13 protein-coding genes are annotated in these 15,720 nt (G+C 68.9%); 8 read left to right on the top strand and 5 right to left on the bottom strand.

The genetic code is table 11. From position 1 onward, the window contains the following. The first annotated feature begins 28 nt into the window (after nucleotides 1–28). From ABFT43_RS05685 to ABFT43_RS05670, 4 genes are all read left to right on the top strand, one after another. Nucleotides 29–1,408 carry an MFS transporter gene (locus ABFT43_RS05685; RefSeq protein WP_347959409.1) on the top strand — a complete coding sequence of 460 codons (1,380 nt, stop codon included), beginning with the start codon at nucleotides 29–31 and terminating at the stop codon, nucleotides 1,406–1,408. Beyond that, nucleotides 1,405–2,169: an SDR family NAD(P)-dependent oxidoreductase gene (locus ABFT43_RS05680; RefSeq protein ID WP_347959408.1), complete on the top strand. Its 765-nt coding sequence runs from the start codon at nucleotides 1,405–1,407 to the stop codon at nucleotides 2,167–2,169. Before ABFT43_RS05685 ends, ABFT43_RS05680 begins: the two co-directional genes overlap by 4 nt. 29 nt (nucleotides 2,170–2,198) lie before the next feature. Further along, nucleotides 2,199–2,936 (top strand): SDR family NAD(P)-dependent oxidoreductase, encoded by a 738-nt coding sequence (locus ABFT43_RS05675; RefSeq protein WP_109237358.1) that lies wholly within the window; start codon nucleotides 2,199–2,201, stop codon nucleotides 2,934–2,936. A gap of 86 nt (nucleotides 2,937–3,022) precedes the next feature. After that, on the top strand, nucleotides 3,023–3,205 hold the full coding sequence (locus ABFT43_RS05670; RefSeq protein ID WP_109237359.1) for a hypothetical protein: 183 nt from the start codon (nucleotides 3,023–3,025) through the stop codon (nucleotides 3,203–3,205). A 218-nt stretch (nucleotides 3,206–3,423) separates the two neighbouring features. On the opposite strand, the gene ilvC is transcribed toward ABFT43_RS05670, so the two are convergent. The 3 genes from ilvC to ABFT43_RS05655 all read right to left on the bottom strand — a co-directional run bounded on the left by ilvC (nucleotide 3,424) and on the right by ABFT43_RS05655 (nucleotide 6,992). Beyond that, entirely contained in the window at nucleotides 3,424–4,437 is a 1,014-nt protein-coding gene (gene ilvC, locus ABFT43_RS05665) for a ketol-acid reductoisomerase (protein ID WP_347959407.1), read from the bottom strand. Between the two features lie 96 nt (nucleotides 4,438–4,533). Next, nucleotides 4,534–5,037, bottom strand: coding sequence for an acetolactate synthase small subunit (gene ilvN, locus ABFT43_RS05660; protein WP_347959406.1), 504 nt, complete (start codon nucleotides 5,035–5,037; stop codon nucleotides 4,534–4,536). Further along, entirely contained in the window at nucleotides 5,034–6,992 is a 1,959-nt protein-coding gene (locus tag ABFT43_RS05655; protein WP_347959405.1) for an acetolactate synthase large subunit, read from the bottom strand. The genes ilvN and ABFT43_RS05655 overlap by 4 nt, the downstream gene beginning before the upstream one ends. Nucleotides 6,993–7,348: 356 nt before the next feature. Here ABFT43_RS05655 and ABFT43_RS05650 point away from each other — a divergent pair, with 356 nt between their 5' ends. The 3 genes from ABFT43_RS05650 to ilvD all read left to right on the top strand — a co-directional run bounded on the left by ABFT43_RS05650 (nucleotide 7,349) and on the right by ilvD (nucleotide 11,398). Then, a complete protein-coding gene (locus ABFT43_RS05650) occupies nucleotides 7,349–7,795 on the top strand; it encodes a PH domain-containing protein (protein WP_347959404.1) in 447 nt (148 codons plus the stop codon). A 114-nt stretch (nucleotides 7,796–7,909) separates the two neighbouring features. Next, nucleotides 7,910–9,253, top strand: a complete 1,344-nt coding sequence (gene mgtE, locus ABFT43_RS05645) for a magnesium transporter (protein WP_347959403.1) — start codon at nucleotides 7,910–7,912, stop codon at nucleotides 9,251–9,253. Nucleotides 9,254–9,553: 300 nt separating this feature from the next. Continuing rightward, nucleotides 9,554–11,398, top strand: a complete 1,845-nt coding sequence (gene ilvD, locus ABFT43_RS05640) for a dihydroxy-acid dehydratase (RefSeq protein ID WP_347959402.1) — start codon at nucleotides 9,554–9,556, stop codon at nucleotides 11,396–11,398. A 157-nt stretch (nucleotides 11,399–11,555) separates the two neighbouring features. On the opposite strand, the gene ABFT43_RS05635 is transcribed toward ilvD, so the two are convergent. Continuing rightward, nucleotides 11,556–12,746, bottom strand: a complete 1,191-nt coding sequence (locus ABFT43_RS05635; RefSeq protein WP_347959401.1) for a DoxX family protein — start codon at nucleotides 12,744–12,746, stop codon at nucleotides 11,556–11,558. A 79-nt stretch (nucleotides 12,747–12,825) separates the two neighbouring features. Between ABFT43_RS05635 and ABFT43_RS05630 the strand changes: the two genes are divergently transcribed. Beyond that, entirely contained in the window at nucleotides 12,826–13,956 is a 1,131-nt protein-coding gene (locus ABFT43_RS05630; RefSeq protein WP_457590101.1) for a PQQ-dependent sugar dehydrogenase, read from the top strand. 233 nt (nucleotides 13,957–14,189) lie between these two features. On the opposite strand, the gene gatB is transcribed toward ABFT43_RS05630, so the two are convergent. After that, nucleotides 14,190–15,695 carry an Asp-tRNA(Asn)/Glu-tRNA(Gln) amidotransferase subunit GatB gene (gatB, locus tag ABFT43_RS05625; RefSeq protein ID WP_347959400.1) on the bottom strand — a complete coding sequence of 502 codons (1,506 nt, stop codon included), beginning with the start codon at nucleotides 15,693–15,695 and terminating at the stop codon, nucleotides 14,190–14,192. Nucleotides 15,696–15,720: the final 25 nt, after the last annotated feature.

The following is a 15,720-nucleotide window of genomic DNA, read 5'->3' as shown; positions in this document are numbered from 1 at the left end:
TCCCTCCATCGACAAGAGAGCAAGTTCCATGTCCAACTCCCTCAACCCCCGGTCCCCGGGACTGCGGCGTGTCACCGGTAAGGAGACCCGCCGAGCATCTGGAATCGCGTTCTTCGCCTGGACCATCGCGGTCTACGACTTCATCCTGTTCGGCACGCTGCTGCCGCGCATCGAGGAGTCGTTCGGCTGGTCCACCAGCCACGCGCTGTTGGTATCCACCCTGGTGAGCGTCGGCACCGCGATCGTCGTACTCCTCGTGGGCCCGCTGGTCGACAAGCTCGGCCGTCGCAAGGGCATGATCATCTCGGTCGGCGGCACCGCGGCGTCGTCGGCCGCCACCGCCGCGACGTTCGGAGCGGCCTCGCTGATCGGCGTCCGCTCGATCAGCGGCCTCGGCCTCGGCGAGCAGTCCGTGAACGCCACCTACCTCAACGAGCTCTACGAGCTCACCGAGGACGAGAAGATCAAGAAGCGTCGCGGATTCGTCTACTCGATGGTCCAGACCGGCTGGCCGATCGGCGCTCTGCTCGCGGCCGGTTTCGTCTCCGTCGTCACCGCGATCTTCGGCGCCGACTCGTGGCGAATCGCGTTCCTGCTGGCCACCATTCCGGCGACGATCGTCGCGCTGGTGTGCCGCAAGCTCAAGGAGAGCCCCCAGTTCGAGGCGCAGCAGACCATCAAGAAGCTGCGCGCCGCGGGCCGGAACGAGGAGGCCGACGCACTCGCGGCGGCCACCGCCACCGTCGAACAGACCGCTGCGCCGTTCAAGCGCATCTTCGTCGGCAAGCACCGTCGGAACACGATCATCCTGTCGCTGGCGTGGCTGTTCAACTGGTTCGGCCTGCAGACCTTCTCGGTCCTCGGTACCACCGTCCTGGAGAAGGGCAAGGGCATCGACGCCTCGTCGACACTGATCCTGGTCGTCCTGTCGAACCTGGTGGCCGTCGCCGGCTACGTGACCCACGGCTGGGCGGGTGACCGCTTCGGACGTCGCAACACCATCGCCGTCGGCTGGTTCCTCGCCGCAGTGTTCTTCGCCGCGATGCTCCTCGGGCCGTCGAACCAGGTCTACGTGCTGGTCACCTACATGATGGGCCTGTTCTTCATCCTCGGACCGTACGCCGCGATCATGTTCTTCCAGGCCGAGTGCTTCGACACCGACTGCCGTGCGACGGGTAGCGCCTTCATCGGCGCCATGTCGCAGCCGGGCGCGATCATCTCGGGCTTCATCCTCACCGGCCTGACGGCCGCGTCGATCTCCTACTCCACCGCCGCGTTGTGGGTCGGCGTGCTGGGAGCGCTCGTGTCCTCGGTCATCGTCCTGGGTGCGCGCAAGGTCGTCGACGATCCGACCGACGGGACCCCCGGTGTCGCGGAAGACGTTGCGTCGGCGGAGGTTCGCGCATGAGCGGGCAACTCGTCGCGATGATCACGGGTGCGGCGTCGGGAATCGGGGCCGAGACCGCGATCTGCCTCGCCGGACGCGGAGTGCGCGTGGGCATCGGCACCTACAGCGGTGACCCGCACGACCCGGAGACCACACTCCGGGCCGTCCGGGACGCCGGCGGCGAGGGCCGGATCGTCGAGGTCGACGTGCGGTCCACCAAATCGGTGGATGCCTTCGCCGACGAACTCGTCGCCGGATGGGGGCGCCTGGACATCACCGTCGCGAACGCAGGCATCCTGCGGGAGGCCGCCTTCGAGTCGATGACCGACGCCGCGTGGCACGACATGATGGAGGTCGACCTCCACGGTGTGATGCGCACGGCCCGAGCCGGGTTGCGGCACATGACATCCGGCGGCTCGGTCACCGTGATCTCCTCGATCGCCGGTGGCGTGTACGGATGGCAGGAGCACGCGCACTACGCGACCGCGAAGGCCGGCGTGATCGGTCTCGCACGCAGCCTCGCCGTCGAGTACGGTCCGCGCGGCATCCGGGCGAATGCGATCATCCCCGGCCTGATCCGGACACCGCAGTCCAGTGACCCCGTCAACTCGCTCGGGCCGGACGGCCTCGAACGTGCCGGCGGGTACATCCCCTGGGGCCGTGTCGGTCATCCGCGCGAGGTCGCAGAGGTCATCGCGTTCCTGTCGAGTCCGCAGGCCTCCTACGTCAGCGGTCAGGCGATCGTCGTCGACGGCGCCCTGACCACCGCGATGCGGGACTGATGTCCGTACCTCACCCGAAGGGAGTTGACATGTCCGGAGTCCTGGACGGACGCCGCGCGATCGTGACCGGCGCCGCGTCGGGAATCGGCCGGGCCATCGCGCAGGCGTACGTCGGCGAGGGCGCGATCGTCACCCTCGCCGACCGCGACCCGCGCGTGAAAGCGGTGGCATCCGAGATCGGCGGACGGCGCGGTGTGGTGCTGGACGCCACGTCGGAGCCGGCAGTGGCCGACCTGGTCGACCTCGTCGTCGGAGAGGACGGCGGACTCGACGTCCTGGTCTGCTCACACGGCATCCTCACGCAGTCACCGACCGTCGAGTTGTCGTCCGATCAGTGGCGCGAGACCATCGACATCGACCTGACCAGCGTGTTCCTGCTGAATCGCGCCGCACTGCGACCGATGCTCGATGCCGGCTTCGGCCGGATCATCAACGTCGCCTCGCAGTTGGCGATCAAGGGCGGTGTCTCGCTTGCCCATTACGCGGCCGCCAAGGCCGGGGTCATCGCGATGTCGAAGTCGATCTCACTCGAGACCGCGACGCAGGGTGTCCTCGTGAACGCGATCGCACCCGGGCCGGTCGAGACGCCGATGGTCGACGGGATCGACGAGGACTGGAAGCGCGACAAGCGCGCGGAACTGCCCCTCGGGCGCTTCGGACGTCCCGAGGAGATCGCCCCGACCGCGGTACTGCTGGCGTCCGATCCCGGCGGCAACCTGTTCGTCGGCCAGGTCCTCGGCCCCAACTCCGGCGACGTGATGCCCTGATGTGCGGGGGATGTGCCGGAGCACCGCTCGATTGGGCGGCGGAGTATGTGAGCGGTCCGCGTCGGCGTGACGCGGTGGCGCGAAGGATGTCGCGCGCACTGCGTCGGGACACCGTCCGTGCCATCACGGCGGGCTGGGTGGTCAGCTCCCCGACCGGTGCGTCGGTGGTCTGCCGGACCTACGACGACCTCGTGCACGCGGTGTGCGAGAGGTCCGGCCTGCCGGTCGCCGAGGTGACCACGATGGGACTCCCCCCGTCGGCTCACTGACCGACCCGGTCCCGCGACACGGCCGCCCCGAAACGACCTTCCCCCGGACGAACCCACCGCCTTCACCAGGCGGTGGGTTCGTCCGTTTCCCGCGGTTCCCGCTCACCCGGGACATCCACCTGCGCATCGTCTTCGATCCGGTGTGCGCGCCGGCTACGACAACGGGCCCGCACCTCGCGTGGAGGTACGGGCCCGTGCCAGACCAGATGCGTGGAGACTCAGGCGGTCTCGGTGATGGGGCGGTCGACCCAGCTCATCAGGTCGCGCAGCTTCTTGCCGGTGACCTCGATCGGGTGCTCGGCGTTCTTCTTGCGCAGCTCCTCGAGCTCCTTGTTGCCGCCCTCGACGTTGGCGACGAGTCGCTTGACGAAGGTGCCGTCCTGGATGTCCTTCAGGATCTCCTTCATGCGCTGCTTGGTGCCGGCGTCGATGACGCGCGGGCCGGAGAGGTAGCCACCGAACTCGGCGGTGTCGGAGACCGAGTAGTTCATGCGGGCGATGCCACCCTCGTACATGAGGTCGACGATGAGCTTGAGCTCGTGCAGCACCTCGAAGTAGGCCATCTCCGGTGCGTAGCCCGCCTCGACCATCACCTCGAAGCCGGTCTTGACCAGTTCCTCGGTGCCACCGCAGAGGACGGCCTGCTCACCGAACAGGTCGGTCTCGGTCTCCTCCTTGAAGGTGGTCTTGATGATGCCGGCGCGGCCCGCGCCGATCGCGCTGGCGTAGCTGAGCGCCAGGGCCTGGCCCTCGCCCTTCGGGTCCTGCTCGATGGCGATGAGCGCGGGAACGCCCTTGCCGTCGACGAACTGACGACGGACCAGGTGGCCCGGGCCCTTCGGGGCGACCATGCCGATGGTGACGTTGGCCGGGGGCTTGATCAGGCCGAAGTGGATGTTCAGGCCGTGACCGAAGAACAGCGCGTCGCCGTCCTTCAGGTTCGGCTCGATGTCCTCGGTGAAGATCTTGGCCTGCGAGGTGTCCGGGGCGAGCAGCATGATGACGTCGGCCCAGGCGGCGGCCTCGGCGTTGGTCATGACCTTCAGGCCCTGCTCCTCTGCCTTGGCACGCGACTTCGAGCCCTCGCGCAGACCGATGACGACTTCGACGCCGGAGTCACGCAGCGACAGCGAATGCGCATGGCCCTGGCTGCCGTAACCGATCACCGCGACCTTGCGACCCTGGATGATCGACAGGTCCGCGTCGTCGTCGTAGAACAGTTCGATGGCCACTTTGTTTCCCTTCGATATGTGGCGCCCCTCGCCGCGATGTGTGACGCCGAGAGACTTGTAATCCTGTTGTCGCTGTTTCCAGCGGGAGTCTAACGGTCAGCGATTTGCCGACATGCTCTTCGGTCCGCGACCGAGCGCCACGGCGCCCGACTGCGCGATCTCGCGGATGCCGTACGGGTCCAGCATCCGCAGCAGCGCCTCGAGCTTCTCCGAGGTGCCGGTCGCCTCGATGGTGAGCGACTCCGGCGACACGTCGATGACCTTGGCGCGGAAGAGGTTCACCACCTCGATGACCTCCGTGCGAACCGACGAGTCGGCGCGCACCTTGACCAGCATCAGCTCACGGGACACCGAGTTGGCCGGGTCCTGCTCGACGATCTTGATCACGTTGATCAGCTTGTTCAGCTGCTTGGTGACCTGCTCGAGGGGGAAGTCCTCGACGGAGACCATGATGGTCATCCGCGAGATGCCCTTGAGCTCGGTCGGTCCGACGGCCAGCGACTCGATGTTGAACCCGCGGCGCGAGAACAGCCCGGAGACGCGGGCGAGGACGCCCGGCCGGTCCTCGACCAGGACGCTGAGGGTGTGGGTGCTGCTCACTTCTGGTCCTTCTCCGCCGCGGCCGACTTCGGCGCCGCCGCATCGCTCTTCTTCATGGTCTCGTGGATGTCGACGGGGTCCGAGGCGGCCTCGTCATCGTCGAACAGCGGCCGGATGTCACGGGCCGCCATGATCTCGTCGTTGCCGGTGCCCGCGGCGACCATCGGCCACACCTGGGCGTCCTTGCCGACGATGAAGTCGATGACCACCGGGCGGTCGTTGATCGCACGTGCCTGCGCGATGACGTCGTCGACGTCCTCCTCGCGCTCGACGCGGAATGCGACACAGCCGAGCGCTTCGGCCAGCTTCACGAAGTCCGGGATCATCCGGGAGTGGGTGGCGAGGTCGGTGTTCGAGTAGCGCTGGTCGTAGAACAGCGTCTGCCACTGGCGGACCATGCCCAGGTTGCCGTTGTTGATGAGCGCGACCTTGATCGGGATGCCCTCGATCGCGCAGGTGGCCAGTTCCTGGTTGGTCATCTGGAAGCAGCCGTCACCGTCGATGGCCCACACCTCGGCGTCGGGTGCGGCGGCCTTGGCGCCCATGGCGGCGGGGACCGCGTAGCCCATGGTGCCCAGACCACCGGAGTTCAGCCAGGTGCGCGGCTTCTCGTAGGAGATGAACTGCGCGGCCCACATCTGGTGCTGGCCGACGCCGGCGCAGTAGATCGCGTCCGGACCGGCGGCCTTGCCGAGGGCCTGGATGACGAACTGCGGCGACATCGATCCGTCGCTCTGGCGGTCGTAGCTCAGCGGGTAGGTCTTGCGGATGTCCTCGAGGTACGCCCACCACTCCGTCAGGTCCGGGGTGGTGCCGGTGGTGGCCCGCTCGTCGCGCAGGGTCTCCACGAGCTCGGCGATGACCGCCTTGCAGTCACCGACGATCGGGACGTCGACCGGACGGTTCTTGCCGATCTCGGCCGGGTCGATGTCGGCATGGATGACCTTGGCCTCGGGCGCGAACGACGACAGGTCGCCGGTCACGCGGTCGTCGAAGCGCGCGCCCAAGGTGACGAGCAGGTCGCTGCGCTGCAGGGCCGCGACGGCGCCGACGGTGCCGTGCATGCCGGGCATGCCCATGTGCAGCTGGTGGCTGTCGGGGAACGCGCCACGCGCCATCAGGGTGGTGACGACGGGGATGCCGGTCAGCTCGGCGAGCTCACGCAACTCCTCGGCCGCGTTGGCCTTGATGACGCCGCCGCCGACGTAGAGCACCGGCTTCTTCGCCGCATTGATGAGGCGGGCGGCCTCGCGCACCTGCTTGCCGTGCGGCTTGGTGACCGGACGGTACCCGGGCAGGTCGATCTGCGGCGGCCACGAGAACGTGGTCTGGCTCTGCAGGATGTCCTTGGGGATGTCGACGAGAACCGCACCGGGACGGCCGCTCTCGGCGATGTGGAAGGCCTCGGCGATGGTCTTCGGGATGTCGATCGCACGCGTCACCAGGAAGTTGTGCTTGGTGATCGGCATGGTGATGCCGGCGATGTCGGCCTCCTGGAAGGCGTCGGTGCCGATCAGCTGGCGCCCGACCTGGCCGGTGATGGCGACCACCGGGACCGAGTCCATCTGCGCGTCGGCCAGCGGGGTGACGAGGTTGGTCGCACCCGGGCCGGACGTGGCCATCATGACGCCCGCACGGCCGGCGACCTGTGCGTAGCCGGTGGCGGCATGACCCGCGCCCTGCTCGTGGCGGACGAGGACGTGACGGACCTTCTTGGAATCGAGCAGCGGGTCGTACACCGGCAGCACCGCGCCGCCCGGGATGCCGAACACGACCTCGACACCGAGCTCCTCGAGCGACCGGACCACCGACTGCGCGCCGCTGACGCGTTCGGGCGCCACGGTGTGCTGGCCTACCGCACGGAGGTTGCCCGCCGCGGGAGACTGCGTACGCAGTCCGGCGTTACGCGACGGCTCGTTGCGGCCGGCGTCGTTGCGTGCTGTTGGTGCGCTCACTGCACGATCCTCATCTTGTTTGGGTGTTCCGTTTGCGTGGTGATGTGGCCTGACATGAAAAAACCCCCGACAGCTGACAGCTGTTCGAGGGTGGCGCGTCGTTGCCGTTTTCGGGGTCTGCGAAGTGACCGGTCAGGCGACGCGCCAGCCGAGTACTACGAGAATCCCGTTCGTCATCACGCGTTCACGGTAGGACTGTGTGCAGTACTGAGTCAAACTCCGGACAGTCACGTCCCACATCATGAGAAAACACTGGTGGTGACGTGCATCTCACCGCATGGCGACAGCCCGGTTCGCAGCACCTCCCACACCACCCGCCGCCCGGGCGGCGCGGGGACAGTTGGCACAATGGGGACGTGCCGACCGATTCCAGTGACACCACCTCGACACCCGACGACAACTCGCCGGAGTTCACCTATCCGGTGGTCTTCCGCATCAATCGGGTCGCCTACTTCACCGTCCCGATGGTCGCGCTCGTGGTGGTCCTGCTGCTCGGCGCCTCATGGTGGTTCGCCTTCGCGTTCGTCGTCCCCGTGGCGCTCTACCTCTGGATTCATCGCCTCCGCACCGTCGTCACCGAAGACGGCCTGCAGGCGGTCGGCGGATTCTCGACGACCGACATCCCATGGTCCGACATCGCCGGACTCCAGTTCCCGAAGTGGAGCGCGGTGCGCGCGGTGTTGACCAATGGCGACCGGGTTCGGTTGCCCGCCATCGGTTTTCGCGATCTCCCCGCGCTGAATGTGGTGAGTCGCGGCCGCATCCCCGACCCGTTCGAGGAAGCCGCCAAGCGCGACGACTGACCCCGTGTCGCCCCGCCGGCGCCGGCCCGGGCACCGAACAGCACCACCCGACGGCACAGAAACAGCACTGCCCGAACGGGTTTGACCTCGCCGGGAACCGCTAGTGTCGACACCGTGACCTACGCGACGATCGAACCGAACGAGCTGGACGAACTGATCTCCGGTGGCGACCTCGGTGTCGCCGCGTCGGCGTTGTCCGCACTCCCGCCCGGCGACATCGCCGCACTTCTGGACCGACTCCCCCACAAACCACGGGGTGTCGCCTTCCGGCTGCTGCCGAAGGATCTCGCCGTCGAGGTGTTCGATCACCTGTCGCCGAACTCGCAGCACCGCCTCATCGACGACCTCGGTACCGTCGAGGTGGCCGCCGCGTTCGACAACCTCGACCCCGACGACCGCGCCGAACTGCTCGACGAACTGCCCGCCGGGGTGGCACGCGCACTCGTCGCGCAGCTGACACCCGAGCAACGCGACGCGACCGCCGTCGTGCTCGGATATCCGCGCGGCTCGGTCGGGCGCCGGATGAGCCCGGAGGTCGTGCACGCCCGCCGCGACGAGACCGCCGCGGCGGCGCTGGCGCGGGTCAAGGAGCGGGGCCACGCCGCCGAGACGATCTACACCGTCCCGGTCATCGACGACTCGCGCGTGCTGTGCGGCGTCGTCAGCCTGCGCGACCTGCTGCTCGCCGCCCCGGACGAGCCGATCTCCGCGCTCATGCGCAAGCCGATCTACGCCTTCGTCGACGATCACGCGGAGTCCACCGCCCAGCGCTGCCTCGACCGCGGCATCCTCGCCATGCCGGTCGTCGACCGCGACAGCCGGCTCGTCGGCGTGCTGACCATCGACGACGCCGTGGCCGTCGTCGAACAGGCCCGCGACACCGACGAGGCACGCGCCGGTGCCCGTGAACCGCTGCGCGAGCCGTACCTGTACGCGTCGATCCTGTCGATCACACGGGCGCGGATCGTGTGGCTGTTCATCCTCGCGGTGTCGGCGATCCTCACCGTCAACGTGCTCGAGATCTTCGAGGGCACCCTCGAGCAGAAGGTCGCCCTGGCCCTGTTCATCCCGCTGCTGACCGGCATCGGCGGCAACACCGGGTCGCAGGCGGCCACCACCGTGACCCGCGCGCTGGCCACCGACGACGTGGGCCCCCGCGACGTGCTCCGGGTCGCGGCCAAGGAGATCCGCGTCGGCCTGACCATGGGCTCGCTGCTCGGCATCGTCGGATTCGCGGTCGCCGCACTGGTCTACGAACCGTCGATCGGGGCGGTGATCGGGTTGACGATCGTGTCGATCTGCACGATGGCCGCGACCGTCGGCGGGGTCATGCCGCTGGTCGCCAAGTCCCTCCACGTCGACCCCGCGGTCTTCTCCACCCCGTTCATCTCGACGTTCTGCGACGCCACCGGCCTGATCATCTACTTCTCCATCGCCAAGGCCGTCCTGGGGATCTGACCGGCGCCGTCACCGGTCCAGTGGTCGGCGATTGGTTTTGTTTCCGCATGTCACAGCGGAGTAGCCTGGTCTGTCAGCGACGCGTCACGCCCACCCTCAGCGTGCGCAGCCGTTCAACCCCACTTCCCGGGGCTTACCGCCCGTGTGAGACAAACCCCTGGGTCGGTGGTGTTGCGCCAAGGAGTCCGACGGCAGACCTCACCCGGGATGCGTCTGCCCGGAAACCCCGGCCGGCCGATCCCCGAACGGCCTTGCCGCCGGGGCGACTCAGCCAGACCCGACGATCGATATGAGGAAACGATGCCAGCCCTGAGGTCACGCACCACCACCGTCGGCCGCGAAGCCGCCGGAGCCCGTTCCCTGTGGCGCGCCACCGGAATGACCGACGACGATTTCGGCAAGCCGATCGTGGCGATCGCGAACTCCTACACGCAGTTCGTGCCCGGACACGTGCACCTCAAGGATGTCGGTGACATCGTCGCCGACGCGGTCCGCGCCGCCGGCGGCGTGCCGCGCGAGTTCCACACCATCGCCGTGGACGACGGCATCGCGATGGGTCACGGCGGCATGCTCTACTCGCTGCCCTCGCGCGAGATCATCGCCGACTCGGTGGAATACATGGTCAACGCGCACACCGCCGACGCCCTGGTGTGCATCTCCAATTGCGACAAGATCACCCCAGGCATGCTCAATGCCGCTCTGCGCCTGAACATCCCGACCGTCTTCGTGTCCGGCGGACCGATGGAGGCCGGCAAGGCGGTCGTCGTCGGCGACGTGGCGCACCCCTCGTCGGACCTGATCACCACCATCTCCGCGTCGGCCAACAGCGCCGTCGACGAGGTCGGCCTGGAAGAGGTCGAGCGCTCCGCCTGCCCGACCTGCGGCTCCTGCTCCGGCATGTTCACCGCGAACTCGATGAACTGCCTCACCGAGGCGCTGGGGCTCGCCCTGCCGGGCAACGGTTCGACGCTGGCGACGCACGAGGCCCGTCGTGCGCTGTTCGAGCGCGCCGGCAAGGTCGTCGTCGAGGCGGCCAAGCGCTGGTACCAGGACGACGACGCGTCGGTCCTGCCCCGCAACATCGCATCCGCGTCCGCGTTCCGCAACGCGATGGCGCTCGACGTCGCGATGGGTGGCTCGACCAACACGGTGCTGCACATCCTCGCCGCCGCGCAGGAGGGCGAGGTCGAGGGCTTCGACCTGTCGACCATCGACGAGATCAGCCGCAAGGTCCCCTGCCTGTCGAAGGTCTCGCCGAACTCCGACTACCACATGGAGGACGTCCACCGGGCCGGCGGCATCCCCGCCATCCTCGGCGAGCTGCGTCGCGCCGGCCTGCTCGACGAGACCACCTCGACGGTCCACACCCCGACGCTCGCGCAGTTCCTCGACGACTGGGACATCCGCGGCGGGAAGGCCATCGACGAGGCGTTCGAGCTCTTCCACGCCGCCCCGGGCGGTGTCCGCACCACGACCCCGTTCTCGACCGCGAACCGGTGGAGCTCGCTCGACACCGACGCCGCCGAGGGCTGCATCCGCGACATCGAACACGCCTACACCACCGAGGGCGGTCTGTGCGTGCTGCGCGGCAACCTCGCCCCGGACGGCGCAGTGCTGAAGACCGCCGGCATCGACGAGGACCTGTGGCACTTCGAGGGCCCGGCACGCGTGGTCGAGAGCCAGGAGGAGGCAGTCCAGGTCATCCTGTCCAAGACCATCCAGGCCGGTGAGGTGCTCGTCGTCCGCTACGAGGGCCCCGCGGGCGGCCCGGGCATGCAGGAGATGCTGCACCCGACCGCCTTCATGAAGGGCACCGGCATGGGCAAGAAGTGCGCCCTGATCACCGACGGCCGCTTCTCGGGTGGCTCGTCCGGCCTGTCGGTCGGCCACATGTCGCCGGAGGCGGCATCGGGCGGCGCGATCGGTCTCGTCGAGGACGGCGACCCGATCCTCATCGACGTCAAGACCCGCCGCCTCGAGGTGCTCGTCGACGACGAGGTGCTCGCCGAGCGCCGCGCGAAGATGGAGGCCTCCGAGCGTCCGTGGCAGCCCAAGGACCGTCAGCGTCCCGTCACGCAGGCGCTGCGTGCATACGCGAAGATGGCGACCTCGGCGGACAAGGGCGCTGTGCGCAAGGTCGACTGAGTCGCTGTGCGCAAGGTCGACTGAGTCGCTGTGCGCAAGGTCGACTGAGTCGCTGTGCGCAAGGTCGACTGACCTCTCGGAAACGCAGAATGCGGGCTGGGTATCGGATTCCGGTACCCGGCCCGCATTCGTGTTCGGGCCACGCGTGGCGCGACGGTCAGGCGAGCGGGTTGGTGCCGTTGGCGAGGATCCAGACGGCCGCCGCTGCGGCGACGCCGACGATCAGCCACACGAAGGAGCCGACGAAGGGGCGTCGTGCCCAGCCGCGCGGGTAGTCCAGCGAGTACAGGCCGGGGCCGGTGAGGATGACCGCGGCCGCGGCGACCGCGAGGAACAGTTCGAATTCGACGCCCTGCGCAGCGGCGAAGAATTCGAAGCCCCCGGCCGCGGAGACCCGGTAGGCGGCGGCGACGAGCATCGTGCCGAGGATCGCGGACGCGCCGATCGGGGTGAGCAGACCGAGGATGACCATCAGCCCGCCGACGGTTTCCGACAGCGCGCCGACGATCGCGAGGATCTGCGCGTAGTCGGCGTTGAAGCCACCGTCGATCAGCATCTGTTCGAAACCGGACAGCCGTGGGCCGTTCCAGAGTCCGAACAGCTTCTGGAGGCCGTGGGCCCCGACGACGACGCCGAGACCGACGCGCAGGATGAGCAGCCCGAGGTCGAGGGTTCCGCGGCGGGCCTTCGCCACCGCTTCGTCGAACTCTTCGCCGGCGACGGTGCCGCGGGTGTCGTACTCGTCGTCGCCCCGCTTGCGCCGCCCGAGGAGCCCTCTACGCCCCGGCTCCTCGTCGTCGATCAGCGCGGCGTCGGCGGCGTGGCGGCTGTCCTCTTCGTCCTCGAGGAAGGGGTAGCGGGCGGTGCCGACGGGAGGCAGCGCCGGCTCGGGGGTGGTCAGCGCGTCGTCGGCCGGGACCTCGGCGGGCGCGGGGGTGGCCGGCTGCTTCGCGAATGCGACCGTCGGTTCGACATCCGGGTCGAGACCGGACTCGGGTGCGGGCGCCGAGGGCACCGGCGCCGCCGGCGCGTCTGCGCCTCGTGTCGCCGCCGGCGCGTCTGCGCCTCGTGTCGCCGCCGGTGCGGCGTCGGGGACCGCGGGCGACGGCGGATCGATGCGGCGGGTCTCGACGTCCGCGGGATCGATGTCGTCGAGCTCGTCGACCCGGGAATAGGCCGCGGGCCGGCGTGCATGCCGGTCGTAGAAGGCGTCCCGGTCCGCCGCGGGCTCCGGCACCGGTGACCGCTCCGGGACCGGGATCTGACCGGTCGGCTCGTCGTATGGGCTGGTTGCGGGCGTGGCCGATGTATCGGACTCCCCGGCGTTCGGCGTGTCGCGTTCGCTCACATGCCCGACTCTAGGCGCTCGTGCACGCCGGTCCCCGCACCTCGGCGGGGCGAGTCGGCACACCATTACTGTGGACGCCATGTGGAAGGGGCGGCCGAGCGGCCGATTGCTGGTGACGATCCTGGCGGTGATCACACTCGCGCTGGGGGGTTGCGCGAACTTCACCGATCAGGACCGTCAGCGGGAGGCGGGTGCGTTCAGTCCCAACAGCCGGCCGAGCGGACAGGAGGAGCCGACTCCCCCGCCGGCGACGCCGCGCGAGACCCAGCCGCCGCCGTCGGGCCCCTGCATCGATCCCGACCCCGCGGTGATCGCCACCTGCCTCGCGTCGACCGGCGGGCTGATGCCCGGCGACGATCAGGGCGAGGTGACCGTGGTCGCCGAGCGGACCACCGGGAAGATCATCACCACCAAGCGCTACGGACCCGAGCGGATCCTCGGGCAGGCGCAGGTCGACGCCTCGGGCGACGGCGGACTCGTCGATTTCGCCTTCTCACCCACCTACGCCCAGGACCGACTGATCTACGCGCTGATCACGACACCGTCGGACAACCGGGTCGTGCGACTCGCGCCGGGCGATGTCCCGAAGCCGATCCTCACCGGAATCCCCAAGGGCGCCACCGGGAACATGGGCTCGATGTTCTTCCGCACGCCCACCGAACTCGTCGTCGCCACCGGTGACGCCGGGAACCCCGCGGCCGCCGACGACCCGTCGTCGCTGGCGGGCAAGGTGCTGGTGATCACCTCGTTCACCTCGGGCCAGAACCCGCGTCCGCGAATTCTCGCCTCGGGGTTCGGATCGTCGGTCGCGTTGTGCCCCAATGCTTCCACCGGCGCCATCTACATCGCCGACCAGAAGGCCGCCGAGGACCGGGTGCAGGTCCTCGAGGAGGGCGGCCCCAAGGTGTTGTGGACGTGGCCCGACAAGCCGCAGATCGCCGGATGCGGTGTCGCGAACGGCAACATCTTCGTGTCGACGACCCGCACCCAGCACATCGAGAGCATCCGCGAACCCACCCGCGAGGATCCGACCGTCACCGCGCCGGCCGTCGTTCTCGACCGCCGCTACGGCGCGCTGGGCCGGATGACCGCGCTGCCCAACGGACTGCTCCAGGTCGCGACCGTCAACAAGCAGGTCGGCAATCCCAAGCCCACCGACGACCGGGTGTTCCGGTTCCTGCCGCAGGGCGGGGGCAACGACCGGACGTGAGTCACCCGGCGGATGCGGCCGAGGCGCTTCACCCGTCGACACGTCCCCCGCAGGCCACGGGGTTGCAAAGCTCCGGTGACCGGCGGTCCTCGGCCGGACGGTTGGCCGAGGAGGATCCGTCGCCCCTTGGAGCATGGGCGAATCAAGAATCAAGCCACGAAGGCCCGGCGGGATCCGTTGTCCCGCCGGGCCTTCGTGGCTTGTCGTTGTCGCTTCTCAGCTGGTGGAGGCGCCTACTTGCAGGCCTCGAGCACCAGTTCCTTCACGCGCGCCGGGTCGGCCTGGCCGCGGGTCGCCTTCATGACGTCGCCGACGATCTTGCCGGCGGCCTGCACCTTGCCGCCGCGGATCTTCTCGGCGATGTCGGGGTTGGCGGCGAGCGCCTCGTCGACCGCCTTCTGCAGCGCCGAGTCGTCGCGGACGACCTCGAGACCGCGGTCGGCGACGATCTGCGCGGGCTCGCCCTCGCCGTCGAGGACGGCGGTGGCGACCTGCTGGGCCAGCTTGGTGGTCAGCTTGCCCTCGTCGACGAAGCCGATGATCTCGGCGACCTGCGCCGGGGTGATGGGCAGGTCCGCGAGCTCGACGCCGCGCGAATTCGCCTGCTGCGCAAGGAACGACACCCACCAGCCGCGGGCGGCCTCGGCCGCGGCGCCGGCGTCGACGGTGGCGATGATCAGGTCGACGGCGCCCACGTTGACCAGGTCGCGCATGACCTCGTCGGACACGCCCCACTCCTCCTGGATACGGGCGCGACGCACCCACGGGAGCTCCGGCATCGTGCCGCGCAGCTCCTCGATCCACGCCGGGTCCGGCTGCACCGGGGGCAGGTCGGGCTCCGGGAAGTAGCGGTAGTCCTCGGCGGTCTCCTTGCGGCGACCGGCGGAGGTGGTGCCGTCGGTCTCGTGGAAGTGCCGCGTCTCCTGGACGATCTCGCCGCCGGCCTTGAGCACGGCCGCCTGGCGGCACATCTCGTAGCGCACGGCGACCTCGACGCTCTTCAGCGAGTTGACGTTCTTGGTCTCGGTGCGGGTGCCGAACTCACTGGCGCCCTTCGGCATCAGCGAGACGTTGGCGTCGCACCGCAGCGACCCCTGGTCCATGCGGACGTCGGACACGCCGAGCGCCTTGAGCAGGTCGCGCAGCGCGGTCACGTAGGCGCGGGCGACCTCGGGGGCGCGCTCACCGGCGCCGACGATCGGCCTGGTGACGATCTCGACGAGCGGGACGCCGGCACGGTTGTAATCGAGCAGCGAGTGGCTCGCACCGTGGATGCGGCCCGTGGCGCCGCCGATGTGCAGCGACTTGCCGGTGTCCTCCTCCATGTGGGCACGCTCGATCTCGACCCGCCAGGTGGTGCCGTCCGACAGCGGCACATCGAGGTAGCCGTCGTAGGCGATCGGCTCGTCGTACTGCGAGATCTGGTAGTTCTTCGGCTGGTCCGGGTAGAAGTAGTTCTTCCGCGCGAACACGCTCGACGGCCGGATCGAGCAGTTCAGGGCCAGGCCGATCCGGATGGCCGACTCGACGGCCTTGGCGTTGGCGACCGGCAGCGATCCGGGCAGGCCGATGCACACCGGGCACACCTGGGTGTTGGGATCGGCACCGAAATCGGTCGGGCAACCGCAGAACATCTTGGTCGCGGTACCCAGCTCGACATGCACCTCGAGGCCCATCACCGGATCGAAAGCGGCGATGACCTCGTCGTAGTCCAACAGATCGGTGGCGGCGGAAGTCATGGATGCCAGTTTATGCGGCGAAATC

It is taken from the genome of Gordonia aurantiaca, assembly GCF_039939235.1.
Taxonomy (GTDB): domain Bacteria; phylum Actinomycetota; class Actinomycetes; order Mycobacteriales; family Mycobacteriaceae; genus Gordonia.
Note: the sequence above shows the minus strand (reverse complement) of the source record. Positions and strands in the feature narration are given on the sequence as shown.